At 69.8% G+C, this 25,490-nt stretch carries 29 protein-coding genes and 1 pseudogene; 12 read left to right on the top strand and 18 right to left on the bottom strand.

What is annotated here, in order from left to right; all coding sequences use genetic code 11:
- Positions 1-59: 59 nt before the first annotated feature.
- The 5 genes from ACG0Z3_RS15960 to tldD form a co-directional block, all read right to left on the bottom strand.
- Positions 60-353, bottom strand: coding sequence for a hypothetical protein (locus ACG0Z3_RS15960; RefSeq protein WP_394399150.1), 294 nt, complete (start codon positions 351-353; stop codon positions 60-62).
- 18 nt (positions 354-371) lie between these two features.
- A complete protein-coding gene (locus ACG0Z3_RS15955) occupies positions 372-983 on the bottom strand; it encodes a GNAT family N-acetyltransferase (protein ID WP_394399148.1) in 612 nt (203 codons plus the stop codon).
- A 159-nt stretch (positions 984-1,142) separates the two neighbouring features.
- Positions 1,143-3,023 carry a molecular chaperone HtpG gene (gene htpG / locus ACG0Z3_RS15950; RefSeq protein WP_394399147.1) on the bottom strand — a complete coding sequence of 627 codons (1,881 nt, stop codon included), beginning with the start codon at positions 3,021-3,023 and terminating at the stop codon, positions 1,143-1,145.
- Positions 3,024-3,096: 73 nt separating this feature from the next.
- Positions 3,097-4,221, bottom strand: coding sequence for a 3-deoxy-7-phosphoheptulonate synthase (locus tag ACG0Z3_RS15945; RefSeq protein ID WP_394399145.1), 1,125 nt, complete (start codon positions 4,219-4,221; stop codon positions 3,097-3,099).
- A gap of 278 nt (positions 4,222-4,499) precedes the next feature.
- The gene (gene tldD / locus ACG0Z3_RS15940; protein WP_394399143.1) at positions 4,500-5,963 is read right to left on the bottom strand and encodes a metalloprotease TldD; all 1,464 of its coding nucleotides are present in this window, start codon (positions 5,961-5,963) and stop codon (positions 4,500-4,502) included.
- Between the two features lie 135 nt (positions 5,964-6,098).
- On the opposite strand from tldD, the gene ACG0Z3_RS15935 reads away from it, so the two are divergent.
- Positions 6,099-6,431 carry a hypothetical protein gene (locus tag ACG0Z3_RS15935; RefSeq protein ID WP_394399141.1) on the top strand — a complete coding sequence of 111 codons (333 nt, stop codon included), beginning with the start codon at positions 6,099-6,101 and terminating at the stop codon, positions 6,429-6,431.
- Positions 6,432-6,450: 19 nt separating this feature from the next.
- Here the strand turns inward: ACG0Z3_RS15935 and rsmI are convergent, their stop codons facing one another.
- Complete coding sequence (rsmI, locus tag ACG0Z3_RS15930; RefSeq protein ID WP_394399139.1) at positions 6,451-7,371, bottom strand: 16S rRNA (cytidine(1402)-2'-O)-methyltransferase; 921 nt, start codon at positions 7,369-7,371, stop codon at positions 6,451-6,453.
- Here rsmI and ACG0Z3_RS15925 point away from each other — a divergent pair.
- The 3 genes from ACG0Z3_RS15925 to ACG0Z3_RS15915 all read left to right on the top strand — a co-directional run bounded on the left by ACG0Z3_RS15925 (position 7,364) and on the right by ACG0Z3_RS15915 (position 9,210).
- Positions 7,364-7,756, top strand: a complete 393-nt coding sequence (locus ACG0Z3_RS15925) for a YraN family protein (protein ID WP_394399137.1) — start codon at positions 7,364-7,366, stop codon at positions 7,754-7,756. The two genes, rsmI and ACG0Z3_RS15925, sit on opposite strands and share 8 nt — an antisense overlap.
- A gap of 245 nt (positions 7,757-8,001) precedes the next feature.
- Positions 8,002-8,580 carry an SIS domain-containing protein gene (locus tag ACG0Z3_RS15920; RefSeq protein ID WP_268168858.1) on the top strand — a complete coding sequence of 193 codons (579 nt, stop codon included), beginning with the start codon at positions 8,002-8,004 and terminating at the stop codon, positions 8,578-8,580.
- Between the two features lie 21 nt (positions 8,581-8,601).
- Positions 8,602-9,210 (top strand): BON domain-containing protein, encoded by a 609-nt coding sequence (locus ACG0Z3_RS15915; protein WP_394399134.1) that lies wholly within the window; start codon positions 8,602-8,604, stop codon positions 9,208-9,210.
- Between the two features lie 67 nt (positions 9,211-9,277).
- On the opposite strand, the gene ACG0Z3_RS15910 is transcribed toward ACG0Z3_RS15915, so the two are convergent.
- From ACG0Z3_RS15910 to ACG0Z3_RS15900, 3 genes are all read right to left on the bottom strand, one after another.
- The gene (locus ACG0Z3_RS15910; protein WP_394399132.1) at positions 9,278-10,168 is read right to left on the bottom strand and encodes an NAD(P)-dependent oxidoreductase; all 891 of its coding nucleotides are present in this window, start codon (positions 10,166-10,168) and stop codon (positions 9,278-9,280) included.
- Between the two features lie 118 nt (positions 10,169-10,286).
- Positions 10,287-11,423 (bottom strand): PilT/PilU family type 4a pilus ATPase, encoded by a 1,137-nt coding sequence (locus tag ACG0Z3_RS15905; protein WP_394399130.1) that lies wholly within the window; start codon positions 11,421-11,423, stop codon positions 10,287-10,289.
- A gap of 156 nt (positions 11,424-11,579) precedes the next feature.
- Positions 11,580-12,623, bottom strand: a complete 1,044-nt coding sequence (locus ACG0Z3_RS15900; RefSeq protein ID WP_394399128.1) for a type IV pilus twitching motility protein PilT — start codon at positions 12,621-12,623, stop codon at positions 11,580-11,582.
- Positions 12,624-12,650: 27 nt separating this feature from the next.
- Here ACG0Z3_RS15900 and ACG0Z3_RS15895 point away from each other — a divergent pair, with 27 nt between their 5' ends.
- From ACG0Z3_RS15895 to ACG0Z3_RS15875, 5 genes are all read left to right on the top strand, one after another.
- On the top strand, positions 12,651-13,325 hold the full coding sequence (locus tag ACG0Z3_RS15895; RefSeq protein ID WP_394399126.1) for a YggS family pyridoxal phosphate-dependent enzyme: 675 nt from the start codon (positions 12,651-12,653) through the stop codon (positions 13,323-13,325).
- A 17-nt stretch (positions 13,326-13,342) separates the two neighbouring features.
- Positions 13,343-14,038, top strand: coding sequence for a c-type cytochrome (locus ACG0Z3_RS15890; RefSeq protein ID WP_394399124.1), 696 nt, complete (start codon positions 13,343-13,345; stop codon positions 14,036-14,038).
- Complete coding sequence (locus ACG0Z3_RS15885) at positions 14,035-15,315, top strand: c-type cytochrome (RefSeq protein WP_394399122.1); 1,281 nt, start codon at positions 14,035-14,037, stop codon at positions 15,313-15,315. Before ACG0Z3_RS15890 ends, ACG0Z3_RS15885 begins: the two co-directional genes overlap by 4 nt.
- Positions 15,316-15,530: 215 nt before the next feature.
- A complete protein-coding gene (locus ACG0Z3_RS15880) occupies positions 15,531-17,078 on the top strand; it encodes a methyl-accepting chemotaxis protein (RefSeq protein WP_394399120.1) in 1,548 nt (515 codons plus the stop codon).
- A 33-nt stretch (positions 17,079-17,111) separates the two neighbouring features.
- The gene (locus ACG0Z3_RS15875) at positions 17,112-17,429 is read left to right on the top strand and encodes an energy transducer TonB (RefSeq protein WP_394399118.1); all 318 of its coding nucleotides are present in this window, start codon (positions 17,112-17,114) and stop codon (positions 17,427-17,429) included.
- Between the two features lie 31 nt (positions 17,430-17,460).
- Here ACG0Z3_RS15875 and ACG0Z3_RS15870 read toward each other — a convergent pair whose 3' ends face one another.
- Positions 17,461-17,850, bottom strand: a complete 390-nt coding sequence (locus ACG0Z3_RS15870; protein WP_394399116.1) for a cold-shock protein — start codon at positions 17,848-17,850, stop codon at positions 17,461-17,463.
- A gap of 106 nt (positions 17,851-17,956) precedes the next feature.
- Here ACG0Z3_RS15870 and ylqF point away from each other — a divergent pair, with 106 nt between their 5' ends.
- The gene (ylqF, locus tag ACG0Z3_RS15865) at positions 17,957-18,895 is read left to right on the top strand and encodes a ribosome biogenesis GTPase YlqF (RefSeq protein WP_394399114.1); all 939 of its coding nucleotides are present in this window, start codon (positions 17,957-17,959) and stop codon (positions 18,893-18,895) included.
- Here the strand turns inward: ylqF and ACG0Z3_RS15860 are convergent, their stop codons facing one another.
- Positions 18,896-19,063: a hypothetical protein gene (locus ACG0Z3_RS15860; protein WP_394399112.1), complete on the bottom strand. Its 168-nt coding sequence runs from the start codon at positions 19,061-19,063 to the stop codon at positions 18,896-18,898. It lies immediately after the preceding gene.
- A 175-nt stretch (positions 19,064-19,238) separates the two neighbouring features.
- Here ACG0Z3_RS15860 and ACG0Z3_RS15855 point away from each other — a divergent pair, with 175 nt between their 5' ends.
- Positions 19,239-19,475: a hypothetical protein gene (locus tag ACG0Z3_RS15855; RefSeq protein WP_394399110.1), complete on the top strand. Its 237-nt coding sequence runs from the start codon at positions 19,239-19,241 to the stop codon at positions 19,473-19,475.
- On the opposite strand, the gene ACG0Z3_RS15850 is transcribed toward ACG0Z3_RS15855, so the two are convergent.
- On the bottom strand, positions 19,476-20,648 hold the full coding sequence (locus ACG0Z3_RS15850; RefSeq protein WP_394399108.1) for a YbfB/YjiJ family MFS transporter: 1,173 nt from the start codon (positions 20,646-20,648) through the stop codon (positions 19,476-19,478).
- Positions 20,649-20,728: 80 nt separating this feature from the next.
- On the opposite strand from ACG0Z3_RS15850, the gene ACG0Z3_RS15845 reads away from it, so the two are divergent.
- Positions 20,729-21,544 carry a M90 family metallopeptidase gene (locus ACG0Z3_RS15845; protein ID WP_394399106.1) on the top strand — a complete coding sequence of 272 codons (816 nt, stop codon included), beginning with the start codon at positions 20,729-20,731 and terminating at the stop codon, positions 21,542-21,544.
- 66 nt (positions 21,545-21,610) lie between these two features.
- On the opposite strand, the gene ACG0Z3_RS15840 is transcribed toward ACG0Z3_RS15845, so the two are convergent.
- The 6 genes and pseudogenes from ACG0Z3_RS15840 to ACG0Z3_RS15815 form a co-directional block, all read right to left on the bottom strand.
- Complete coding sequence (locus ACG0Z3_RS15840; protein ID WP_394399104.1) at positions 21,611-22,165, bottom strand: protein phosphatase CheZ; 555 nt, start codon at positions 22,163-22,165, stop codon at positions 21,611-21,613.
- A 125-nt stretch (positions 22,166-22,290) separates the two neighbouring features.
- Positions 22,291-23,109 (bottom strand): DUF2520 domain-containing protein, encoded by an 819-nt coding sequence (locus tag ACG0Z3_RS15835; protein WP_394399102.1) that lies wholly within the window; start codon positions 23,107-23,109, stop codon positions 22,291-22,293.
- On the bottom strand, positions 23,109-23,909 hold the full coding sequence (locus ACG0Z3_RS15830) for a class I SAM-dependent methyltransferase (protein WP_394399100.1): 801 nt from the start codon (positions 23,907-23,909) through the stop codon (positions 23,109-23,111). Before ACG0Z3_RS15830 ends, ACG0Z3_RS15835 begins: the two co-directional genes overlap by 1 nt.
- A 62-nt stretch (positions 23,910-23,971) precedes the next feature.
- A pseudogene (locus ACG0Z3_RS15825) lies at positions 23,972-24,348 on the bottom strand (alkaline phosphatase).
- A gap of 64 nt (positions 24,349-24,412) precedes the next feature.
- Positions 24,413-25,000, bottom strand: coding sequence for an alkaline phosphatase (locus tag ACG0Z3_RS15820; RefSeq protein ID WP_394399098.1), 588 nt, complete (start codon positions 24,998-25,000; stop codon positions 24,413-24,415).
- Positions 24,957-25,454 (bottom strand): hypothetical protein, encoded by a 498-nt coding sequence (locus tag ACG0Z3_RS15815; RefSeq protein ID WP_394399096.1) that lies wholly within the window; start codon positions 25,452-25,454, stop codon positions 24,957-24,959. The genes ACG0Z3_RS15820 and ACG0Z3_RS15815 overlap by 44 nt, the downstream gene beginning before the upstream one ends.
- Between the last annotated feature and the right edge of the window lie 36 nt (positions 25,455-25,490).

The raw sequence follows: 25,490 nt of genomic DNA, 5'->3' as shown, positions 1-25,490 counted from the left end.
CAGGCTTTCCATGCCGCGCGTCTGTGTGGATTCCCACATTTGCGGCGCTCCTGCGTGCGTCAGTCGTCGCCCTGCCAGCGGCCGAGCCGGCGCCTGATCTCGTCCTGCGCGCGCCGCACATCGACGACCGAGGCCAGCACGAGCCGCTCCCACTCCGGCGTGCGCGCCGGGCGTCGGGCCAGTTGCAACTGCAGCGTGCCGGCCTCGATGGCCAGCTTGAGCACGGGCTGGCCGGCCAGCTGCCAGGCGTCCCCGCGCTCGACCAGCACGCGCTGGTCACGCAGAAAGCGCTTGAGCGTCTGCAGCGACGCCTCGGCGTCGAAGGGCGGGCTGATGTCCCAGCCGTCGGTCATGGCGGTGCGCTCGACCGTTCAGGCGGCGAAGGCGACCGGCTCGGGCTCGCACCGGGGCAGGCTGGCCCAGCGGTCGGCGCCCAGCTCGTAGAGCAGCGCGGCGGCGTTGCCCGGTCCGAAGGACAGCGTCCCCTTGGCCCGCAGGCCCAGTCCTTCCAGCGTCTTGCGCGTGGGCATGTTGTTGGGCAGCACGGCGGCCACCACGGCGCCTTCCTGGCGCTGCTCGAAGGCCTGCGTGATGCCATGCAGCGCCATCTCGGACGCCAGGCCGCGGCCCCAGGCCTGGGGCGTGATGCGGTAGTACAGGTACAGCCCGGCATGGCCTACGACGCGCCGGTTCATCAGGCCGCCGAAACCGATGAGCTGATCAGGCCGCTCGCGCTCGGCGATGGCCCAATGGCCGAAGCCGTGGGTCTGCCAGTGCGCCAGCCAGGATTGCAGCTGGGCCTCGGTGGCCTCACGGCCGTTGGGCGTGGCGGCGGCGCAGAAGCGGCTCACGGCCGGGTCGGCATGCAGGGCGAGCAGGGTGTCGAGATCGCTGTCCTTGGGAGGACGCAGCACCAGACGGCGGGTCACCATGGCGGCCGGCACGGCGGCGGCAATGGGCTCGGCAGACTCAATCGGGAGCATCTCGTCGAAATACGGTGAAAACCCTAGGAGGGTAGCCACTCGTGAATCTGACCGGAAGCCCCCGGCAGGCGGGGTTGTCGCATTGCTGTCACAAAAGCACACAAATGCGGGCCTCACCCGACCGGAGACCGCCGCCCTCCCGGGCGGCGGCAAGGAACATCAGCCCATCAGCAGCGCATTGACGCGACGGACGTAGGCGGCCGGGTCTTCCAGGTGGCCGCCCTCTGCCAGCACGGCCTGGTCGAACAGCACCTGGGCGAGGTCGTCAAAGTGGGCACTGCCGTCCAGCTTCTTGACAAGCGCGTGCTCGGCGTTGATTTCCAGCGTGGGCAGCGACACCGGCGCCTGCTGGCCGGCCTGCTTCAGCAGCCGCGCCAGATGGCCGGACACATCGCCCTCTTCCACGACGATGCAGGCCGGCGAGTCGACCAGACGGGTCGTCACGCGCACGTCCTTGGCACGGTCCCTCAGTGCGTCCTTGAGCTTGTCCAGCAGGGGCTTCAGGCTCTCGGCGGTCTCGTCGGCCTTCTTCTTCTCGTCCTCGTCCAGCAGCTTGCCCAGGTCCACCGCCCCCTTGGCGACGGACTGCAGCGGCTTGCCGTCGAACTCGTACAGGTGGCTGAGCATCCACTCGTCGACGCGGTCCACCAGCAGCAGCACCTCAATGCCCTTCTTGCGGAAGATCTCCAGCTGCGGGCTGTGCTTGGCGGCAGCCAGGCTGTCGGCAGTGATGTAGTAGATGGTCTCCTGGCCGTCCTTCATGCGGCTCACGTAGTCCGCCAGGCTGACGTTGGCGTCGGCGTGCGTGGACGCGAAGCGGAACAGCTTGGCCAGGCGCTCCTGGTTCTGGTGGTCCTCGCCGATGCCTTCCTTCAGCACCTGTCCGAAGTCGGTCCAGAACGCGGCGTACTTGTCGCGCTCGGCCTGGTCTTCACTGTTGGCCAGGCTTTCCAGCATGCCCAGCACGCGCTTCGTGGAGCCTTCGCGGATGGCCTTCACGTCGCGGCTTTCCTGCAGCAGCTCACGGCTGACGTTCAGCGGCAGGTCGGCCGAGTCGATGACGCCCTTGACGAAACGCAGGTACACCGGCATCAGCGCCTCGGCGTCGTCCATGATGAAGACGCGCTTCACATACAGCTTCACGCCGCCGCGCTTGTCGCGGTTCCACAGGTCGAACGGCGCCTTAGCCGGGATGTAGAGCAGCTGCGTGTACTCGCTGCGGCCCTCCACGCGGTTGTGCGTGTAAGCCAACGGCGCCGCGCTGTCGTGGCTGATCTGCTTGTAGAACTCGTCGTACTGCTCTTGCGTGACCTCGCTCTTGGAGCGCGACCACAGCGCCGAGGCCTTGTTGACGGGCTCCCACTCGTCCGTGACGACCTGCTTAGCGGCTTCTGCGTCCCAGGTCTCCTTCTTCATCAGGATGGGCAGGGAGATGTGGTCGCTGTACTTGGCCACCGTGGACTTCACGCGCCAGGTCTTCAGGAACTCTTCCTCGCCGTCGCGCAGATGCAGGATGACGTCGGTGCCGCGGCCGGCCTTGGTGATGGTCTCCAGCTCGTACTCGCCAGTGCCTTCGCTGCTCCAGCGCACGGCTTCGGTCGCCGGCAGCCCGGCGCGGCGGGTCTCGACGGTGATGCGGTCGGCAACGATGAAGCCCGAGTAGAAGCCTACGCCGAACTGGCCGATGAGCTGGGCGTCCTTCTTCTGGTCACCGTCCAGCTTGGCCATGAACTCACGCGTGCCGCTCTTGGCGATGGTGCCCAGGTGTGCGGCCGCCTCGTCGGCGCTCATGCCGATGCCGTTGTCGCTGATGGTCAGCGTCTTGGCTTCCTCGTCGAAAGTGATGCGCACTTCCAGGTTGGGCTGGTCCTCGAACAGCGCCGCGTTGTCCAGCGCCTCGAAGCGCAGCTTGTCGCAGGCGTCGCTGGCGTTGCTGACCAGCTCGCGCAGGAAGATCTCCTTGTTGGAGTACAGCGAGTGCGTGACGAGGTGCAGGATCTGCTTGACTTCGGCCTGGAAGGCGTGGGTTTGCTTGGTCATGGCTTGAATGAGGGGCTGAAACGCGAAACGCGGCCCACATGGGGCCGCGTCAGGGGTTTTCAAGAGCGTGAGATCAACGGCGCGACTTGACCGCCTCGCTCAGCACGTCCAGCACGGCCAGCGAATCGTCCCAGCCCAGGCAGGCATCGGTGATGCTCTTGCCGTATTCCAGCTTAGACGCGTCGTCCTTGCCAGGCGTGAACTTCTGGGCGCCGTCGTTCAGGTGGCTCTCCACCATGACGCCAAAGATCTGCTGGCTGCCTTCGCGCAGTTGGCCTGCGATGTCGCGCGCCACGTCCAGCTGGCGCTGGTGCTGCTTGCTGGAGTTGGCATGCGAGCAGTCAACCATCAGGCGCTGCGGCAGCTTGGCCTTGTCCAGGTCAGCGCAGGCCTCAGCCACGCTCTTGGCGTCGTAGTTGGGCGCCTTGCCGCCGCGCAGGATGACGTGGCAGTCGGCATTGCCGCGCGTCTCGACGATGGCGACTTGGCCGTTCTTGTGCACCGACAGGAAATGATGGCCGCGCGCCGCAGCCTGGATCGCGTCGGTCGCGATCTTGATGTTGCCGTCGGTGCCGTTCTTGAAGCCGATTGGGGCTGAGAGGCCCGAGGCCAGCTCGCGGTGCACCTGGCTCTCGGTCGTGCGCGCGCCGATGGCGCCCCAGGAGATCAGGTCGCCGATGTACTGCGGCGAGATCACGTCCAGGAACTCGCTACCCGCCGGCATGCCCAGGCGGTTGATCTCCAGCAGCAGCTGGCGCGCGATACGCAGGCCCTCGTCGATGCGGTAGCTCTCGTCGAGGTAGGGGTCATTGATGAGGCCCTTCCAGCCCACCGTCGTGCGCGGCTTCTCGAAGTAGACGCGCATGACGATCTCCAGCGTGTCGGCGTACTTCTCACGCTCGACCTTCAGGCGGCGCGCGTACTCGATGGCGGCCTGGGGGTCGTGGATGGAGCAGGGGCCGATGATGACCAGCAGGCGGTCGTCCTTGGCCGCCATGATGTTGCGGATGCGCTGGCGGGTCTGGCCGATCAGCGCTTCGACGGGCGTGCCGCTGATGGGGAAGAAGCGGATCAGGTGCTCTGGCGGCGGCAGCGGCGTCACATCGACGATGCGTTCGTCGTCGGTGGCACTGGTCTTGTCGTCCTGGGAGTACCAGCGCTGGGCTTCGGGCTGGACGGAAGAGACTTTGGCGTTCATCGGGGCACCTCTGGTAATGACAACGGCTTGCCGTTGCGTTGCAGGCTCACTTTGCGAAGCAAAGTGAAGGCGCAACGCGCCGGCCGAAAACAAAAAACCGCCGGGCTGGGCGGCCTCGGCGGTTTTTGGGGAGTTCTGTTGTGTTCAGCGCGCGCGCTCAGGACTCTCCACCGCCGGGGCGGGGAAAAAACCAAAAGCCAAAATAAGCTGCGCGGAACATGGGAACGGAATCTAGCACGACCGTTACGCTGCGGTTTCGCGAGACACCAAGGCTGGCTTCAAGCCGTGCCGCCGACGGTCAACCCGTCGATGCGCAGCGTCGGCTGGCCCACGCCCACCGGCACGCTCTGGCCTTCCTTGCCGCAGACGCCCACGCCAGTGTCCAGCGCCATATCGTTGCCGATCATGCTGACGCGGGTCAGCGCATCGGGGCCGTTGCCGATGATGGTGGCACCCTTGACCGGGTACTGGATCTTGCCGTTCTCCACCCAGTAGGCCTCGCTGGCGCTGAACACGAACTTGCCGCTCGTGATGTCCACCTGCCCGCCGCCGAAGTTGGTGGCGTACAGGCCCTTCTTGATGGACGCGACGATCTCCTGCGGGTCGTCCTTGCCGCCCAGCATGTAGGTGTTGGTCATGCGCGGCATGGGCACGTGGGCGTAGCTCTCGCGGCGGCCGTTGCCGGTGGGGGCGGTCTTCATCAGGCGTGCATTCATCGCGTCCTGGATGTAGCCCTTCAGGATGCCGTCTTCGATCAGCACGTTGCGCTGGCTGGCGCAGCCCTCGTCGTCAACGTTCAGCGAGCCGCGGCGGTCGGGCAGCGTGCCGTCGTCCAGCACCGTCACACCCTTGGCGGCGACGCGCTGGCCGATGCGGCCCGAGAAAGCGCTGGAGCCCTTGCGGTTGAAGTCGCCCTCCAGCCCGTGGCCCACGGCCTCGTGCAGCAGCACGCCGGGCCAGCCCGGGCCGACGACGACGGTCATCTCGCCGGCCGGCGCGGGGCGGCTTTCCAGGTTGGTCAGCGCCGCGTGCACGGCGTGATCGACGTAGGTGGCGATCATCTCGTCGGTGAAATAGGCCAGACCGAAGCGACCGCCGCCGCCGCCCGAGCCGATCTCGCGGCGGCCATTGCTCTCAGCGATGACGGTGATGGACAGGCGCACCAGCGGGCGCACGTCCGCGGCCAGCGTGCCGTCGGCACGAGCGATCAGCACCACCTCATGCTCGGCAGCCAGGCCGGCCATGACCTGGGCCACGCGCGGGTCCTTGGCACGGGCCATCTTCTCGGCGCGCTCCAGCAGCGCCACCTTGGCGGCGCTGTCGAGGCTCGCGATGGGATCGGCAACGCCATACAGCTCGCGGCTGCCGGCCACACGACTCTGCGAAGGCACTTTCACCTTCTTGCTCTGGCCAGCGGCGGCGATGGTGCGCACGGTGCGGGCAGCGTCCAGCAGCGAGTCCAGCGAGATGTCATCCGAGTAGGCGAACGCCGTCTTCTCGCCGGCCACGGCGCGCACGCCCACGCCCTGGTCGATGCTGAAGGAGCCGCTCTTGACGATGCCTTCCTCCAGGCTCCAGCCCTCGGCGCGCGTGGTCTGGAAATACAGGTCGGCGTCGTCGACCCGGTGCTCGGTGATGAGGCGCAGCGCCTGCGACAGGGACGCTTCGGTCAGGCCGAAGGGCTCCAGCAGTTGCGAGCGGGCGGTGGCCAGGCGGGCCAGGGTGGGTTCGACGGCGATCATGGTGCGATTCTAGGAAGCTGGCTGTCAGACCTTGAAAGACATGGGCATGCCCAGTTACGCCGCCAGGGTCGACCGGCGCAGCACAGTCGCCGTTGTGAAGGGGCCTTGCCACCCCACCCTCCCCAGGAGCACCCCATGAAGACCTCGCCCAAGACCCTGATTGCCCTGCTGGCCCTGGCCGGCGCCAATGCCTTCGCCCAGACCCCGGGCACCAACACGCCGCGCGTGGACCAGCGCGAAGCCCATCAGCAGGCCCGCATCGCCCAGGGCGCCGCCAGCGGCAGCCTGACGGCACAGGAAACGCAGCGCCTGGAGAAAGAGCAGGTCCGCATCGACAACGCCGAGACCAGGGCCAAGGCCGACGGCACCGTGACCGCCAAGGAGCGCCGCCGCCTGCACGCGATGCAGGACGGCGCCAGCCGCGACATCCGCCGCAAGAAGCACAACGAGCGCACAACCGGCCAGTGAGGCCAGCCGGCGGTCGCGGCTACTCGTCGCTGGCGCGTTTGAGCTTCAGCCCGGCCTCGTAGAGCCGGTTGCGCGGCGCGCCGCTGATCTGCGCGGCCAACGCCACGGCCTGCTTCAACGGCAGTTCGGCCGCCAGCAGCGCCAACGTGCGCTGCGCCTCGGCCGGCAGTTCGTCTTCCGCCGACACCTGGGCGGCGAGCGCGTGCAGCACCAGCACAAACTCGCCGCGCTGGCGCTGCGTGTCAGCGGCCAGCCACGCCGGCAACGTAGCCGCGTCGGCGGTGTGGATGCTTTCGAACTGCTTGGTCAGCTCGCGGCACACCGTCACGCGGCGCGCCGGCGCCAGTTCGGCCAGCAGCGCGATGACGTCGACGATGCGGTGCGGCGCCTCGAAGACCACCTGACTCTGGCCCTCCACCGCCAGCACAGCCTGCAGCGCCGTGCGGCGCTCGCCGGCTTTGGTAGGCAGGAAACCTGCAAAGGCAAAACTCGTCGCCGCCGTGTCGCCCGCGACAGACAAGGCCGTCACCGTGCTGCTGGGGCCCGGCAAAGGCAGCACGCGGTAACCGGCGGCCACCACTTCCTGAACGAGAACGGCACCAGGATCGGAGATGGCGGGCGTTCCGGCGTCAGACGCATAGGCCACGCGCTCGCCCGCCGCCAGCCGTGCGATGACGGCCGCGCTGCCCTCGCGCTCGTTGTGCTGGTGCAGCGCGATCAGCGGCTTGTGCAGGCCCAGGTGGCGCAGCAGGCCGCCCCCCTGGCGCGTGTCCTCGCAGGCCAGCGCGTCGACCAGGCTCAAGCAGTGGATGGCGCGCAGGCTCAGGTCGGCCAGGTTGCCGATGGGCGTGGCGACGAGATAGAGCGTCGCGGCCGGATACTGCTGGCCGCCGGCCGCAGCCTGAGCGGCCTGGCGAAGCAGGGAGGCGTCAATGTTCAACTGGGGCTCTCGATCAAAACCGGCGACGAAGACGCGCGGCGACGCGGCGGAAGACGCCGCGCTGGCGCACCTGGCACGCGCTGGCCTGCGCCTGCTGGAGCGCAATTATCGAGTCGCCGCCGGCCCCAGCCGCCATGCCGGCGAGGTGGACCTCGTCATGCAGGACCGCGACGGCACGCTGGTGTTCGTGGAGGTGCGCGCGCGGGCCGACACGTCGCACGGCGGCGCGGCCGCCAGCGTCACCACGCGCAAGCAGCAGCGCCTCATCTACGCCGCCCAGCACTACCTGCTGCGCCACGCCACGCCGCCGCCCTGCCGCTTCGACGTCGTGGCCATCGATGGCGAGCAGCTGACCTGGCTGCAGGCCGCGTTCGACGCCCAGTAGCCGCACACTGTGGACCTTCAACGCGGCCCGGCGCCGGGCCGCCCCAAGCCGGCCCGCAGGCGACGTGCCTTTGGCTCGATGCCAAAGGCATCGCCGTCCCCTCGGGGGCTGAGCCCGGACACAGTGCGCCCAGTGGGCGCGCTGTGCCTGGCGAAGCGTTGCGGCTCATGCCGCAGCGCGGTCCCAGGCAGGGCGCCCGCGTTCAGCGGGGTGCCCTGAGCGAGGGGCTTTTATGATCCGCCCGCATGATTGAGCAACGCATACAGCAACAGTTCTTCGAGAGCGCCGACCTGCTCTACCAGGCCGCCGAGCAACTGGCCCGGCCCCTCGCGATGGCGGCACAGATGGTGGTGGACGCCATCACCGGCGGCAACCGCATCCTGTGCGCCGCGCATGGCCTGGCCAGCATGGAGGCCGACTACCTCGCCGCCCGCCTGGCCGGCCGATTCGAGCAGGAGCGCCCGGGCCTGGCCGCATGGAGCCTGGCCGCCCAGGCCCGCGACGCCGCCGGGCTGGACCTGGCCCGACTGCTGCAGGCCCACGGCCACCCTGGCGATGTGCTCATCATGATCGAGCCGCTGCGCGAGCAGCGCGACGCCTGGCAGCCCGCGCTGGCCGTAGCCCACGCGCAGGAGATGAGCATCATCGCGTTGACGGCCCAACCGCAGGGCGCGGCCGACGAGTGGCGCGGCGTACTGCAGGACACCGACATCCAAATCCGCGTCAGCCACGCACGCGAGCCACGCGTTGTGGAAGCCCAGCGCGTGCTGCTGCATGCGCTGGCCGACGCCGTCGACCTGCAGCTGCTCGGCAGCGATGAATAACCTTTTCCCGATGGATTCCCGATGAAGAAGCTCTCCCTGACCCTCACGGCCGCCCTGCTGGCCAGCGCGCTGACCACCGGCTGCGCGCCGCTGCTGATCGGCGGCGCGATGGTGGGCGGCGTCTCGGTCGCCACCGACCGCCGCACCTCCGGCATGCAACTGGAGGACGAGACCATCGAGGTCAAGGCCGCGAGCCGCATCCGCGAGCAACTGGGCGACCGCGTGCACATCAACGTGAACAGCTACAACCGCGTCGTGCTGATCACCGGCGAGGCCCGCAACGAGGCCGACCACGCCGCCGTCGAGCGCGCGGTGGCTGGCGTCGAGAACGTCAGCAAGGTGCTCAATGAAGCCGCCGTGACCATGCACAGCTCGCTGAGCGGCCGCTCCAACGACGTGCTGATCAAGAGCCGCGTCAAGGCGCAGTTCATCGACGCGCGCGACCTGATCAGCAACGCGTTCTACGTGGTGGTGGAGCGTGGCGAGGTGTTCCTGATGGGCCGCGTCACCGAGCGCGAAGCCAATCGTGCCACCGAGATCGCGCGCCAGGTCAGCGGCGTCAAGAAGGTGGTGCGCGCCTTCGAGATCATCAGCGAGGACGAGTTGGCCCGCTACGCGCCGAAAAAGTAGGGCGGGTCAAGACCCGCCGCTTACATCGCACGGCACCACGCCAACAAACGGCGGGTCGCTACCCGCCCTACAGCCGCTTGATCAGCGACGACGTGTCCCAGCGGCTGCCGCCCAGTGCCTGCACGTCGGCGTAGAACTGGTCCACCAGCGCCGTCAGCGGCAGGCGCGAGCCGTTGCGGCGCGCCTCGTCCAGCACCAGGCCCAGGTCCTTGCGCATCCAGTCCACCGCGAAACCGAAGTCGAACTTGTCGTCGGCCATGGTCTTGCCGCGGTTGTCCATCTGCCAGCTCTGGGCGGCGCCCTTGCCGATGACGTCCAGCACCTGGTGCATGTCCAGGCCCGCGTTCTGGCCGAAGCGCACGGCCTCGGACAGGCCCTGCACGACACCGGCGATGCAGATCTGGTTGACCATCTTGGCCAGTTGGCCCGAGCCCGGGCCGCCCAGCAGCGCGACGGCCTTGGCGAAGGCCAGCGCCAGCGGCTTCATCGCGTCGAACGGCGCCGCCTCGCCGCCGCACATCACCGTCAGCGCGCCGTTGACGGCACCCGCCTGGCCGCCGGACACCGGCGCGTCGACGAACGGGATGCCGCGCTTCGCGCCCTCGGCATGCAGCTCGCGCGCCACGGCGGCCGAGGCCGTCGTGTGGTCGACGAACACCGCGCCGGCCGCCATGCCGGCAAAGGCGCCCTGCTCGCCCAGCACCACCGAGCGCAGGTCGTCATCGTTGCCGACGCAGCAGAACACGAACTCCGCGCCCTTGACGGCCGCCGCCGGCGTGGCCGCGAAGGCGCCGCCGTACTCCGCAGCCCAGGCCTCGGCCTTGGCCGTCGTGCGGTTGTAGACGGTGACCTGGTGGCCGGTACGCGCCAGATGGCCGGCCATGGGATGGCCCATGACGCCCAGGCCCAGGAAGGCGACGCGGCGGGAGGGAGTTGCTTCGTAAGTGCGAGTGCTCATGTGCTGATGCGTCCTGAATCCCGGTGCCGCGATTGACTCAGCGGCCGCCGCAGAACCGGCTTTGCCGGGCCGCCAGCGGCGCCCCCTTGAGGGGGCCGGCGAAGCCGGTAGGGGGTGGTCAAAGAATTGTGAGGTGCTCGGTGCCGCTGGACAGGTCGCCGGTACGGGCGCGCTCGCTGTTCAGCTTGATCTGCAGGCGCAGGTCGTTGACGGAATCGGCGTTGCGCAGCGCGTCCTCGTAGGTGACCTTGCCGGCCTCGTAGAGGTCAAACAGCGCCTGGTCGAAGGTCTGCATGCCCTGCTCGCGCGAGCGCTTCATCAGCTCCTTGATCTCGCTGATCTCGCCCTTGAAGATGAGATCGGAGATCAGCGGCGTGTTCAGCAGGATCTCGACGGCCGCCACGCGGCCCTTGCCCTCGCGACGCGGCAGCAGCCGCTGGCTGATGAGCGCGCGCAGGTTCAGCGAGATGTCCATCAGCAGCTGCTGGCGGCGCTCTTCGGGGAAGAAGTTGATGATGCGGTCCAGCGCCTGATTGGCGCTGTTGGCGTGCAGCGTGGCCATGCACAGGTGGCCGGTCTCAGCGAAGGCGATGGCGTGGTCCATGGTCTCGCGGTCGCGCAGCTCGCCCATCAGGATGACGTCGGGCGCCTGGCGCAGCGAGTTCTTCAGCGCCGCCTCCCAGCTGTCGGTGTCGATGCCCAGCTCGCGCTGCGTGACGATGCAGTTCTTGTGCGGGTGCACGAACTCGATCGGATCCTCGATGGTCACGATGTGGCCGTAGGTCGTCTGGTTGCGCTCGTCGATCATCGCGGCCAGCGACGTGCTCTTGCCCGAACCGGTGGCACCGACCACGATGACCAGGCCGCGCTTGTGCTGCACCACCTCGCGCAGCACCGGCGGCAGGTCCAGCGACTCGATGGTGGGCAGCGTGGACGGAATCGTGCGCAGCACCAGGCCCACCTGGCCCTGCTGGATGAAGGCGTTCACGCGGAAGCGCCCGATGCCGTGCGGCGAGATCGCGAAGTTGCACTCCTTGGAGCGCTCGAACTCGGCGGCCTGCTTGTCGTTCATGATGGCCCGCGCCAGTTGCAGCGTGTGCTGGCCGGTCAGCGGCTGCGGCGAGACCTTGGTCATCTTGCCATCCACCTTGATGGCGGGCGGGAACTCCGCCGTCAGGAACAGGTCGGAGCCCTTGCGCGACAGCATCAGGCGCAGCAGGTCGTTGATGAATTTCGAGGCCTGGTCGCGTTCCATGGTCTATCCGATGCGAAGTAGTACCCGTGTTCGGGCCGAGCGCCGGGCCGCTCCCAAGCCGGCCCGCGATGCAATCCGATGGGCGCCTTGCGCGCATCGGATTGCACCCCCTCGGGGGGTGGCTCGGCGTATCCGCCGAACCGGGGGTGAACAGGTCTAGCCGGGGAAGTTCTCGGGGAACTTCGCCTTGGCGCGCGCTTCCGCCGGCGAAATGATGTTGCGGCGGACGAGGTCCGTGAGGTTCTGGTCCAGCGTCTGCATGCCCATGGCGTTGCCGGTCTGGATGGCCGAATACATCTGCGCGACCTTGTTCTCGCGGATCAGGTTGCGGATGGCCGAGGTGCCCAGCATGATCTCGTGCGCCGCCACGCGGCCGGTGCCGTCCTTGAGCTTGCAAAGGCTTTGCGAGATCACGGCCACCAGCGACTCCGACACCATCGCCCGCACCATTTCCTTCTCGGCGGCGGGGAACACGTCGACGATGCGGTCCACCGTCTTGGCGGCCGACGAGGTGTGCAGCGTGCCGAAGACCAGGTGACCCGTCTCGGAGGCGGTCAGTGCCAGGCGGATGGTCTCCAGGTCACGCATTTCGCCGACCAGCACGCAGTCCGGGTCCTCGCGCAGCGCCGAGCGCAGCGCGTTGCTGAAGCTGTGCGTGTGCGGGCCCACCTCGCGCTGGTTGATCAGGCTCTTCTTGGACTCGTGGACGAACTCGATCGGGTCCTCGATGGTCAGGATGTGGCCGTACTCGTTCTCGTTGAGGTGGTTGATCATGGCCGCCAGCGTCGTGCTCTTGCCCGAGCCGGTGGGGCCGGTCACCAGCACCAGGCCGCGCGGCTTGAGCGCCAGGTCGGCAAACACCTTGGGCGCGGCCAGCTGCTCCAGCGACAGGATCTTGCTCGGAATGGTCCGGAACACCGCGCCCGCGCCACGGTTCTGGTTGAAGGCGTTGACGCGAAAGCGCGCCAGGCCCTGGATCTCGAACGAGAAGTCGACCTCCAGAGTGTCCTCGTACACCTTGCGCTGGGAGTCGTTCATGATGTCGTACACCATGTCGTGCACCGCGCGGTGGTCCAGCGGGTCGACATTGATGCGACGCACATCGCCGTGCACACGGATCATGGGCGGCAGGCCGGCCGAGAGGTGCAGGTCCGACGCCTTGTTCTTGACCGAAAATGCAAGCAGCTGAGTGATGTCCATGATGTCCCTGTCAATGCTCGGCGGATTATGGCGATCTCAGATTCCCTCCAAGTCACCAAAACTCGTATCGCTGCGGCATGTGTCGCGGCCGGCCGCGCGCCGGACGCCGTTCGGCTGCTCGTGGTCAGCAAGACATTCCCTGCCGCCGCCGTGCGTGAAGCCTTCGAGGCCGGCGCCCGCGCCTTCGGAGAGAACTACGTGCAGGAAGGCCTGGCCAAGATCGAGGCGCTCGGCGAGCTGCGCCGCGAGCTCGACTGGCACCTCATCGGCCCGCTGCAGTCCAACAAGACGCGGCCCGTGGCCGAGCAGTTCGACTGGGTGCATTCGGTGGATCGCCTCAAGGTCGCGCAGCGGCTGTCCGAGCAGCGCCCGCCGCAGCTGCCGCCGCTGAACATCTGCTTGCAAATCAACATCAGCGGCGAGACCAGCAAGAGCGGCCTGCTGCCTGCAGAAGTAGCCACGCTCGCGCACCAGGTGGCCGCCCTGCCCCGGCTGGCGCTGCGCGGCTTGATGGCCGTGCCCGAACCCGGCCCCGGCGCACTGGCCCAGCATCAGGCGATGGCGGCACTGTTCGCCGCGCTGCAGGCCGAAGGCCTGGCGCTGGACACGCTGTCGCTGGGCATGAGCGCCGACCTGGAAGACGCCATTCGCGCCGGCTCGACGATGGTGCGCGTCGGATCGGCCATCTTCGGCGCACGCTGACCGCACGAAAGCCGCTCATGCCTGAACACCTCCTGCACACCCTGGCCGCCACGCTGCTGGCGCTGCTGTGCGCCACCGGCGCGGCCGGGCCGGTGCCCGATACGCTGGCACAGCGCGCGCAGGCCTGCACCGTCTGCCACGGCAAGCAGGGCCGCGCTGCGCCCGACGGCTATTACCCGCGCCTGGCCGGCAAGCCCGCCGGCTATCTCTACAACCAGCTGCTGAACTTCCGCGACGGGCGGCGCGACTACGGCCTCATGAGTGAGCTCATCGCCCCGCTGTCCGACGCCTACCTGCGCGAGCTCGCCGACCACTTCGCCGCGCTGGACCTGCCCTACCCCGCGCCGCAGCCGCCCACGCTGCCGCCCACCGAGCTGGCGCGCGCGGAGGTGCTGATCCGCCAGGGCGACCCGGCCCGGCGCCTGCCCGCCTGCACCAGCTGCCATGGCGAGCGGCTGACTGGCGTGCAGCCGGCCGTGCCGGGCCTGCTGGGCCTGTCACGCGACTACCTGAACGGCCAGCTCGGTGCCTGGCGCAGCGAGCAGCGCCGCGCCCAGGCACCGGACTGCATGGCCCACATCTCCAAGACGCTTAGCACCACCGAGATCAACGCCATCACGCAGTACCTGGCCGGCCGCGCCGTACCGGCCGACGCCCACCCCGCCGCCGCGCTGCCGGCGCCGGCTTCGCTGCGCTGCGCGGGCATGCCATGAGGCGCAGGCTCGCCCTCGCCGCCACGGCTGTGCTGTTGGCGCTTGCCACGCCCCTTGCGCTGCTGGCCTGGCAACGCCACCTGCCCGACGACACGCCGCCGTCCACGGCGCCGGGCAGCCTGGCGCGCGGCGCCTACCTCGCGGCCGTCGGCAACTGCGCCGGCTGCCACACCGCCCGCGGCGGCGAGCGCCTGGCCGGCGGGCGGTCACTGCCCACACCCTTCGGCACCGCCTTCTCCACCAACCTGACGCCGCATGCGAGCGGGCTGGGCGGCTGGACGAGCGACGACTTCTGGCGCGCGTTGCACCTGGGCCAGAGCCGTGACGGCCGGCTGCTGCTGCCGGCCCATCCCGTCACCAACACCACCAAGATCACACGCGACGACGCCAACGCGCTGCACGCCTGGCTGCAGGCCCAGCCCGCCGTGGACGCGCCGCGCCGCCCGCACGAACTGCGCGGGCTGTACGGCAGCCAGCTCGCCATCGCCGCATGGCGGGCGCTGTACTTCCGCCCGGGCGTCTACGAAGCCGACTCGCGCCAGAGCCCGGCCTGGAACCGCGGCGCCTATCTGAGCCAGGGCCTCGCGCACTGCAGCGCCTGCCATGCCGGGCGCGACGTGCTGGGCGGCGACCGAGGAGCGGACGACTTCCGCGGCGGCCTGCTCTCCGGCCTGGGCTGGCAAGCGCCCTCGCTGCTGGACCCGGCCGAGGCCGGCGTGCAGCCCTGGCCGCAGGAGGCCGTGCAGCGCCTGCTGCGCGACGGGCAGGCCCATGGCCACATCGCGCAGGGCCCGATGGCTGAGGTGGTGCTGGGCAGCACGGCCGCGCTGGACGATGCCGACCTCGCCGCCATGGCCACCTATCTGCGCGCGCTGCCGATGCAGGCCGTCGAGCGCGGGCCAGCCGCCACGCCCGACCCGCGCCGGCGCGCCCAAGGCGCACGCCTGTACGAGACCCATTGCGCCAGCTGCCACGGCGACGTCGGCGAGGGCCGGCGCGACGCCAGCGGCGCGCTGGCCTACCCGGCCCTGGCCGGCAGCCGCCTCGTCACCCAGGCCAGCCCGGCCAACCTGCTGCGCCTGATCGAACGCGGCGGTTTCGCCCCGGCCACACCGGGACATCCCCGGCCCTACGGCATGCCACCGTTCGCCGGCCAGCTCGACGCGGCCGAGCTGGCGGCGCTGGCCAGCCACCTGCGCCAGAGCTACGGGCATGCGGCCGGCGAGGTGGACGACGTCGAGGTGCTGCGCCTGCGCGCCGCCGCCGTCGCGCGCTGAGGGCCAGCGTCGTCGCTGCACAGCGACGGCCCGTCGTGAACGACTTCACACGCCCTGCCAAGGGCCCGATTCAAATCGTCACAGGTCGCGACACACTGCGCGGCGGCCCATCGTTGGGGACGTCCTGAAACGGACGCGCGGGCCTACATTCCATCGGACGCCACAGCGGCAGGTTGCCGCAGCCATCTGAAGAAGACGACAAGGAACTGAACCGAATGAACTTTCTGACGCAACTGCGCATCGGCCCTCGCCTCCTCGTGAGCTTCGGCCTGCTGATCCTGCTGCTGATCGGCATTGGCGTCTATGGCGCAACCAACGCCAACCGGCTGGCCAAGGACCTGGACCGCACCGCCAACTCCAGCCTCGTGAAGATCGGCGCGGCCAATGCGCTGGAAAGCCAGGTCAACGTCATCGCCCGCGCCGTGCGCGACCTGCTGCTGCTGGACACCGCCGGCGCCATCAAGAAGCAGAAGAAGGCCATCGCCGATGCGGTGGAAGAGTCCGACAAACAGCTCAAAGGCCTGGCCGCCAGTGTGGCGGACGACCAGGAGAAGGCCGTCGTCGCCGAGGTAACCGAGTACAAGGTCAAGTTCATGGCCGCGCTGGAGAAGTTCCAGAAGATCCAGGCCGATGGCAGCCCCGACGAGGCCCGCGAAAGCCTCATCACCGACCTGCGCCCCGCGCAGACCGCGCTGCAGGACGGCCTGAAGAAGCTGGTGGACATGCAGTTCGAGAGCGGCAAGCAGCTCGCCACGTCGGGCGTGGAACTGGCCAAGTTTTCGGTAGCCGTGACGGTCGCGCTGGTGGTGGCCGCCGTGGCCCTGGGCTTCGGCGCCTTCCTGCTGATCTCCCGCTCCATCGTCGGCCCGGCCCGCAAGGCCCAGTTGGCCGCCGAGGCCATCGCGTCCGGCGACCTGACGCGAGACATCACCGTCGAAGGCCGTGACGAGCTGAGCCAGATGCTGCACGCCATGAAGGACATGCAGACCGCGCTGTCCAGCGTTCTGCGCGATGTGTCGACGGCCGCCAGCGAGGTGGCGCAGAACTCCGGCACCATCGCCGACAGCAACACCAATCTGGCCGACCGCACCAACCGTTCTGCCGCCAGCCTGCAGAACACGGCCGCCTCGGTGGAAGAGATCGCCTCCACGCTCAAGGGCGCCAGCGACCTGACCCGGCGCGCCGCCGGCATCGCCGTGACCGCCCGCCAGGCCGCCAGCAACGGGGGCTCGGTGGTGTCCAAGGTCGTCGAGACCATGGAAGAGATCAGCGCCAGCTCCAAGAAGATCGGCGACATCATCGGCGTCATCGACGGCATCGCCTTCCAGACCAACATCCTGGCGCTGAACGCCGCCGTGGAAGCGGCCCGTGCCGGCGAGCATGGCCGCGGCTTCGCGGTGGTGGCCGCCGAAGTCCGCGCGCTGGCCCAGCGCTCGGCCGGCGCGGCCAAGGAAATCAAGGTGCTGATCCAGGAATCGACGGTCAAGGTCGAGAACGGCACGACGCTGGTCAACAACGCCGGCGTCACCATCCGCTCGGTGGTGGACGAGGTCAACAACATGGGCCAGCTGATCGAGGAGATCTCGCACTCGGCCCAGGAGCAGGCCACCGGCGTCGGCGTCGTCAACGGCGCGATGAACGAGCTGGACAAGGCCACCCAGCAGAACACCAGCCTGGTGGGCGAACTCAGCCGCTCGGCCGATGCGCTGCGCGACAGTTCCACCCGCCTGATCGAGGCCGTGGGCTTCTTCCGCGCGGCCTGAACCTCACACCCTCACTTGTTGCAAAGGTTCACCATGTCCTTCCTGCGCTCCGCCTCCGTCTTCACCGCCGGCCTGATGCTGGCCCTGGCTGCCCAGGCTGCCCCCAAGGTCGTCAAGAAGGTGCCGCCCGAGTTCCCGGCCGAAGCGGCCAAGAAGGGCATCTCCGCCGGCTCCGTCAAGGCCAAGCTCATGATCGAGGCCGATGGCAAGGTCAGCGACGTCGAGATCGTCGAGGCCGAGCCCAAGCGCGTGTTCGACCGCGCCGTGAAGGCCGCGCTGATGGAGTGGAAGTTCGAAGCCGGCGAGAAGACCACGCACGAGGTCAAGCTGGTCTTCAAGAACGAGGATTGACGGCCCGGCGCCCAGCCGGCGGCGCGCTGGTTCAGCGCCGCAGCGCTGCCGACACGTCGGCCGGTTTCTGAGCAGGCCACAGCGACACGGCGCCCACCACGAGCAGCCCCGCGATCACGGCGCCGGCCACCAGGCCCAGGCGCCGTTTTTTCTGGGCGCGCCGCACGCGCACCTGCCCGGCGCCCGTGGCCTCGCGCAGGGCCGGGTGCAGCGTCGCCAGCCGTGCCAGGCGCACCGCGCGCTTGCGGCCGTCCTGGCCGGTCACGACCTCGAAGCTCAGCGGCTCGTCCAGCCGCGGCCCCTCGCCCTCCGTGGGGAAGGCCGCCAGCGCCACAAACACCTCCTCGCCGCCGCCCAGCGGCCGGATGCGGCCGCAGCCGACGTCCGGGTTCCACTCGCTCAGCAGACCTTGGAATCTCATCACCGCCTCTTGCATGACGCGCTCATGCTGAGCGCGTCGGACCGGGGCACCGCAACCGGATGTAAGCCACCGACAATCACGCCTTTCCTCGCCTGAACGACTCCGCATGCCCATCCACTGGTTCCCCGGCCACATGAACTCCACCCGCCAGGCGATCAAGGATCGCGTGCAGGCAGGGCTGGACGTGGTCATCGAGCTGCTGGACGCGCGCCTGCCCGGCTCCAGCAGCAACCCGCTGCTGGCCGCGCTCACCACCGGGCGGCCGTCGCTGAAGGTGCTGAACAAGCAGGACCTGGCCGACCCGGCGCAGACCGAGGCCTGGCTGGCCTTCTACAACGCGCAGCCGCACACCCGCGCCATCCCGCTGGACGCGGGCGACAAGGCGCCGGCGCGCGCCCTCATCAAGGCCTGCCGCGAACTGGCGCCGCTGCGGGGCGACATGCACAAGCCGCTGCGCGTGCTGATCTGCGGCATCCCCAACGTCGGCAAGAGCACGCTCATCAATACGCTGGTCGGCAAGAAGGCCGCCAAGACCGGCGACGAGCCCGGCATCACCAAGCTGGAACAGAAGTTCGTGCTGGAGAACGGCTTCTACCTGTTCGACACGCCCGGCATGCTGTGGCCGCGCATCGCCGTCGAGCAAAGCGGCTACAACCTCGCCGCCAGCGGCGCCATCGGCCGCAACGCCTTCGACGAGGAGGAGGTCGCGCTGGAGCTCATCGCCACGCTGAAGCGCCGCGATGCCGACCGGCTGCGGCAGCGCTACGGCCTGGCCGAGCTGGGCGAGGACGACGCCGTGCTGGAAGCCATCGGCGTGAAGCGCGGCGCCAAGATCCGTGGCGGCGCGGTGCAGATGCACAAGGCCGCCGAGGCACTGCTGATGGACTTCCGCAGCGGGCTGCTGGGCCGCATCACGCTGGAGACGCCCGATGAGATGGCGGCCTGGCGCCACGAAGCCGCAGAGGCCGATGCCCGCAAGGCCGCCGAGCGTGAAGCCGAGAAGGCGGCCGAGAAGGCCAAACGCAGCGGCCGGCGCAACACCTGATCAGTAGCGCGGCGCCGGATAGGCCGGCGCCGGCACGGCACCGTAGGACGACGGCTGGCTGTAGTGATGGTGGCCACGGTGGTGCCCATGCCGGTGCGGCACGATGATGCAGCCGGACAGCAGCGCGGCAGACGTGATCAGGGCAATGGCCAGGGACAGTCGCTTCATGAGGGGCTCCGGGGCTGCGGGATTGCAGCCGCCTGCCCATAACCGCGCGCCCGGCACCGCGGATGACGGCCTCACAGAGAGTTACCGCAGATACGCCCACTGACGGCCGCGCGCCCGGCGGCGCAACCCTGCGATCGGCGCGTTATGCTGCGCGCCCATCACTTTCATCTGCCCCATGAAACTGCTGCTCCCCCTGCTCGCGGTCGGACTGGTTGCCTGCGCCGCGGCGCCTCAGACCGGCGACACCCTCACCGCCGACACCACCTGCGAGCGCGAGACGCGCATCGGCAGCAACCTGCCCACCACCCGCTGCCGCTCTGCGGCCCAGCGCGAGGAAGACCGGCGCCGGGCCGAAGCCATCGGCGAGAACATCAAGCCGGGCGCCGCCTCCACCCTCCGCGGCGGGTCCTGATCAGCGCGGCGGCAGCCGCAGCACGCCTGCCAGCGCGGCCATGCCCAGCGTCAGCACGGCGGCGGTGAGCCACAGCGCGGCGTCGAAGCTGCCGCTGGCCTCCACCATGCGCCCGGTGAGCGCCGGCGCAGCCATCTGCGCGGCCCCGTAGGCCAGCGTCAACCGCGCCATCGCCTTGCCCGGGTTGGCGGGCGAGTGGCGCCCCACCAAGGCCAGCGTCAGGCTGACGATGCCGATGAAGGTCGCCCCGTACAGCAAGGCCCCCAGCAGCGCCGCAGCCAGGCTGGCCGACAGTGCGGGCAACAGCACACCCACGATCTGCACCGCAAAGGCCAGCAGCAGCGCCCGCACATCGCCCAGGCGCCGTGCGCTGCGGTCCCAGATGAACACCGCCGGCGTGGCCGCCACGCCCACCAGCAGCCAGGCCCACGCCCCCTGGCCCGCCAGCAGCGGCTGCTTCTCGACGATGGCGACCGTGAAGGTCGCATTGATGACGAAGCCCCAGCCCGCGCAGAAGTAGGCAGCCAGCATCAGCGCCATCCAGCGCCGCCCAGGCGCCACGCCGGCCACGGCCCGGGCGGCCACCGGCGGCACCGGCGGCCGCCAGGCCCAGGCCGGCAGCAGGAACAGCAGGCCCACCAGCGCGAAGCCCTGCCACTGCGCCGCCCATCCCAGCGACAACGCCCCCATGCCCATGGCACCCACGGCCGACACGACGATGCCCAGCCCCAGGCCGATGAAGTACAGGCCCAGCTCCGGCCGCCGACCGGAACGGATCAGCCAGCCCTGTACCAGGCCAGAACCCAGCAACATGCCTGCCGCACCGCACAGGCCGCCCACGTAGCGCGACAGCGCCCAGACACCGAACGCGGTGCTGCAGCTCATCAGCGCCGTGATGCCCAGCGCCAGCGGCAGCGCCCACACATACAGGCGCTGGCGCCACACCGGGCTTTCTATCCATGCGGCCAGCAGCGCACCGCTCATGTAGCCCGCGTAGTTGATGCCCGCCAGCAGGCCGCCATCGGCGACACCCAGGCCGGCCTGCGCCTGCATGGGCGGCAGCAACGGTGTGAACGCGAAGCGCGCCAGACCGACCGTCACGACCAGCGCACAGATGCCGCCCAGCAGCACCTGCCAGGCCTGCAGGCGGGCGGGGGCGGTGGCTGGCGACATGGCTGCAGGGTAAGCGACGCGGGCAAGCCCGGGTGGCGCAGGCCCTTGCAAAGCGCGCTGCCGGGCCCAGTTGCCGGAGCATGCTGATCGCCACCTGCCTCGCCCTCGTGCTGCTCGCGGCCGCCATTGCGCTGTGGCCGCTGTGGGTGCGGTGGCGGCGCCAGCGCATCGCCGGGCGACCCTTCCCGGCAGCCTGGCGTGGCCTGCTGCGCCGCCATGTGCCGCTGGTGTCGCGCCTGCCGGCGCGTCAGCAACTGCGGCTGAAGGCGCTGATGCAGGTGTTCCTGGCCGAGAAGCCCATCCTCGGCTGCCGCGGCCTGCGCGTGACGGACGAGGTGCGCGTGACCATCGCCGCACTGGCTTGCCTGCCCCTGCTGGGCGCGGCACGCGGCATCTACCCGGAGCTGCGCCAGGTGCTGGTCTACCCCAGCGCGTTCGTCGTGGAGCGGCCCGTCACGCAGCAAGGCGTGCAGCACGACGAACGCCGCGTGCTGGCCGGCGAGAGCTGGAGCCAGGGCCAGGTGTTGCTGGCATGGGACGAGGTGAGGCGCGGTGCAGCCACGCCGGGCGACGGGCACAACGTCGTCATCCACGAGTTCGCCCACCAGCTGGACCAGGCCGGCGGCCCCGCCAACGGCGCGCCGGCGCTGGCCACGGCGCAGGACTATCAGCGCTGGTCACGCGTGATGCAGCACGAGTTCGACGCCCTCCAGTGGCGGCTCGCCCAGGGCGAGCCCGGCCTCATCGACGCCTATGCGGCGACCGACCCGGCCGAGTTCTTTGCCGTCATCAGCGAACTGTTCTTCGAGCGCCCGGCTGACCTGGCGGCACTGCACCCGGCGCTGTACGCCGAGCTGCGCGGCTACTACCGGCTGGACCCGGCGGGCTGGCGCTGAAACGACCAACCCCGCGTCACGCGCAGGAGCTGCACGCGGCCGCGGGGCTGCAGGTTTGGGAAAGGGTCAGAAGCCCAGGCTGGCGAGCAGGTCGTCCACGTCGTCCTGCTTGAGCGCCTTGTCGGGCGTCTGCACGCCGCCCAGCTCTTCGGGCATGGCGGCCGCGAGGGGCGCGGGCATCGAGGAGATCAGGTCCTTCAGCGGCGGCTCGACGCGCTCCAGCATCTTGCTGACCTTGTTGATCACCTGGCCGGAGAGATCCTGGAAGTCCTGCGACATCATGATCTCGGTGTGCAGCGACTTCTCGCGGGCGGCAAAACTGGCCGCGTCGGCCGCATAGGCGGCGCACAGGCGCATCAGGTGCCGCGCGCGGTCCTGGCTGATGTTGTTGGACAGCGCCAGCCGGTTCAGGGCGTCGGACAGCTCGCGGCCCTTCCTGCGCACGGCCTCGGCGTCTTCCTGCGCGGCTTCCACGAGGTTGAGCACCTTGGTGGCGGCCTGCTCGGTCATGCTGCGCACATAAGCCAGCCGCTCGCGCGCGTCGGGCAGCTCCTCCACCACGTTGTGCAGGATCTGGGCCGCATCGGCGCGGATCAGGGTCTGGATGGAGGCGTCGGACATGTGAACTCCCAGGCTGCGGCCGCCGACAGCGACGAGCCGGCGGCCAGTTTAGGGCGGCACCCCCGCGAACGGGTGGACCTGTCTGGCGCCGAACGCGCCCTTTGTCACGCGGGATGGCGGCAAGTTCAACGGGGCGCCAACAAGTCACGCAGCGCGGTCGCCTGGCGGGCATCGAGCCGGCCCGCCGCCTCGGCCAGGGCCAGCTGGCGCCGGCCCAGCGCCAGCAGCAGGTCGGCCGGCAGCCCCGCTGCGTCCAGCGCCCCCAGGTGGCGGGCCAGCACGGCAGTGTCCGCCCGGGCGATGGGGCCGGAGACAGCCCCCGGCAGCCCGCGCACGGCGGCGGTGTCCAGTGCGCCGCGCGTCAACGGCAGCAGCGCGGCCAGCGCGTCACCGGGCGGCAGGCCCGCCGCCGCCCACAGCGACTGCGCCTCGGCCAGCACCGCCAGCACGCCGCTGGCCGCGAGGTTGGCGGCCGCGTGATAGGCGGCGCGAGCCTGCGCCGTCATCGGCTGGGGCAGGGACAGGGGCTGCAGGCCCAGCCGCCCCGCCAGCGCCTGCAGGGCCGGCCCATGCGTGGCGTCGGCCTCGATGGCCACGTGCACGCCGTCCAGCCCGGCATCGCCGGCCAGCAGTTTCAGCGGATGGAAGCCCGCCGCCGCCGGCGCAGCCGCCAGGGCGGACAGCGGCGTGGCGCCGCTGCAATGCAGGCCCAGCTGCCCCGGCCGCCAGGGCAGGCCGGCGGCGGTGGCCTGGAGGTGGTCGTCAGGCACCGTCAGCCAGACCCAGTCGGCCTGCGTCGCCGCCTGCGCATGCGTGAACTCGCCGTCGCCGGGCTGGCGCCGGCCGACGACGACCGACTCGCCCGCCGCGCGCAGCGCGGGCACCAGCGCCCGCGCCAGCCGGCCCAGACCGATGACGGCATGCCGCACGGGCGCTGCCGCCATCAGGGCTTCACGAACTTCAGCGTCATGCGGTCGCTCTCGCCGATGGCGGCGTAGCGGGCGCGGTCCTTGTTGTTGTTGACCGGCGGCAGCGTCCACACGCCGTTCTCGTGATCAGCCGTGTCCTTGGGGTTGGCATTGATCTCGCTGCGCGCGGCCAGCTTGAAGCCGGCGGCCTCGGCGAACTTGATGACGACGGCCTCCTGCACATAGCCGCTGGCGGCCTTGGGGTCCTGCGGGCGCGTGGCCGGCAGGCGGTGCTCCACCACGCCCAGTACGCCGCCCGGCTTGAGCGCCTTGAACGCGGCGTGGAAGACGGCCTGGGTCTTGTCAGCGCCCTGCGGCATCCAGTTGTGCACGTTGCGGAATGTCAGCACGGCATCGGCGCTGCCGGCGGGGGCGACGTCCAGCTTGCCGGCCGCCACGTCGAGCACGGTGATGCGCACCTTGCCGTAGACGCCCAGCGAGTCCATCTTGGCCTTGAAGCGCGCCGCGCTGCGCTGGGCGTACTGGGAGCTGGAGGCAGGGTCATCGGCCGCAGCGATCAGCTGGCCGGCGTCGCGCAGGTAGGGCGCCAGGATCTCCGTGTACCAGCCGCCACCGCCCGGGGCCAGCTCGACCACGGTGTCGGTGGGCTTGATGCCGAAGAAGTTCAGTGTCTCGTAGGGGTGGCGCCACGCATCGCGGGCGACGTTGCCGACGCTGCGGTGATCGGCTGCGACGGCCGCCTTCAGCGGGTCGGCCGCCTGAGCCTGGGCGCCGAGGGCGGCAACGGCGAACGAAGCGATGAGCCAGGTCTTCATGGGCAGGGGTCTCCTTGATGAGGGCGGCCAGTATCCGGCCGCACGAAAGCCCCTGACGAAGGTCAGCGCTTGGGCTTGAGCGGCCGCTTGGCGCCGCTGCTGTCGGCGGGTGCAACGACGCCCTTCACGGCCGCCTGCGCGAGCTTGAAGAACAAGTCCTTCTTGGCCGCCAGCGCCTGCAGCACCTGGTCGGTGACCATGGAGCCGCCGATCAGCGCCGCACCCGAGCATTCATGGTCGACCGTCACGATGACCAGCGTGTCGCCGTGCTCCGCCGCAAAGTCCTGCGCCACGCGCACCGCGCGGTCGAACTCAGCGTGTCCAGCATCCAGCGCTCGGTGTCCATGGCGTGGACCTGCTTGTCGATGGACACGCCCTCGATCATCAGCACAAAGCCCTTGGGCGACTGCTTCAGCACCCGCAGCGCCTTGGTGGCCATCTCGTCCAGCATGGGCTGGTCAGGCAGGCCGAAGTCGTCGACGACGCTGCCGCCGCCCAGACCGTTATTGTCTGGTGCCGCAGCGGCCGTTGATCTTGTCCAGTGCCACGTTCATGTTGGAGAACGCGAACAGGCCCAGCAGCGGCTTGCCCGCGTCGGCGCGGTCCAGGTCGGCCTTGGTGGCGGCATAGCCGAAGCCGGCGCGCTGGAAGTCGGCGATCAGGTCGCGCCCCTTGTCCATGTTGCCGGGCGCGGCACCCCAGCGCTTGACGATGTCGGCCGTGTGCGCGTCGGTGGCAGAGAACACGTAGTCGTTGCTGTCGGTGCGGGCCGAGCCCGGCGTGCCGGCAGGCAGGAACCACTTGCGACCGCCGCCCATCAGCACGGTCAGGCCGGTGTGGGCGCGGTCGTCGAAGAACTGGTCGACGATGCCGGTGCACGCGCCGCCGTTGCTGGTGTGCACCGCGTTACCGGCGGGCGTGGCGTCGCCCAGCAAGATGATGATGTTCTTCACCTTGGGGCCCATCGCGGCCGTGAAGGGCACGATGTCGAAATTGCCCTTGGCCACGACCTTCTGGCCGTCGGCCTGCGTGGCTTCGACGCTGAACTCATGGCGGCCTGCGGCCGCCACGCTGAGGGCGCGTGCCGTCACGATGGCCGCGTCCTTGGGTTGCTCCTTCGTGCAGCCGCTGGCGCAATCGCGCAGCGCCACGCCGGCAGCCACAGGCCTGCCGTCGATCAGGAAGCGGGCCGCCGTGATCTTCTGGCCCGCATCGGGCCTCACCGTGGCCGGCCACCAGCCGGTCGCGCCGGGCCTCGTCCAGCACCACCGTGACGGCAGTGGCGGGCAGGTCGTCGGCCTCGCCGTCGGCATGCTCGGCCATGTTGACCGGCCGTGGCGTGAGCCCGGCTTGCGGGCGTTCCCGGCGCACCATGAAGCCGGTCAGCCGCACCTCGCGGCCCACGGCGGCCTGCAACACCGCACCGCGCGGGCCGATGGGCTGGGCAAAAAACTCGTGGAAGCTCAGCGTCAGCGGCTGCGCGAACGCTGGCATCGCCAGGCCGCCCAAAACCGCCCGCGCCGGCAACAGGGTGCGCAGTCGCATGCCGAACTCCGGGTCAAACCCGGCATGCTCGGTGGG

The organism is Pelomonas margarita, assembly GCF_043555875.1.
Lineage (GTDB): Bacteria > Pseudomonadota > Gammaproteobacteria > Burkholderiales > Burkholderiaceae_C > Pelomonas > Pelomonas margarita.
The sequence above is the reverse complement of the archived record's forward strand: the minus strand, read 5'-3'. Positions and strand labels throughout refer to the sequence as shown.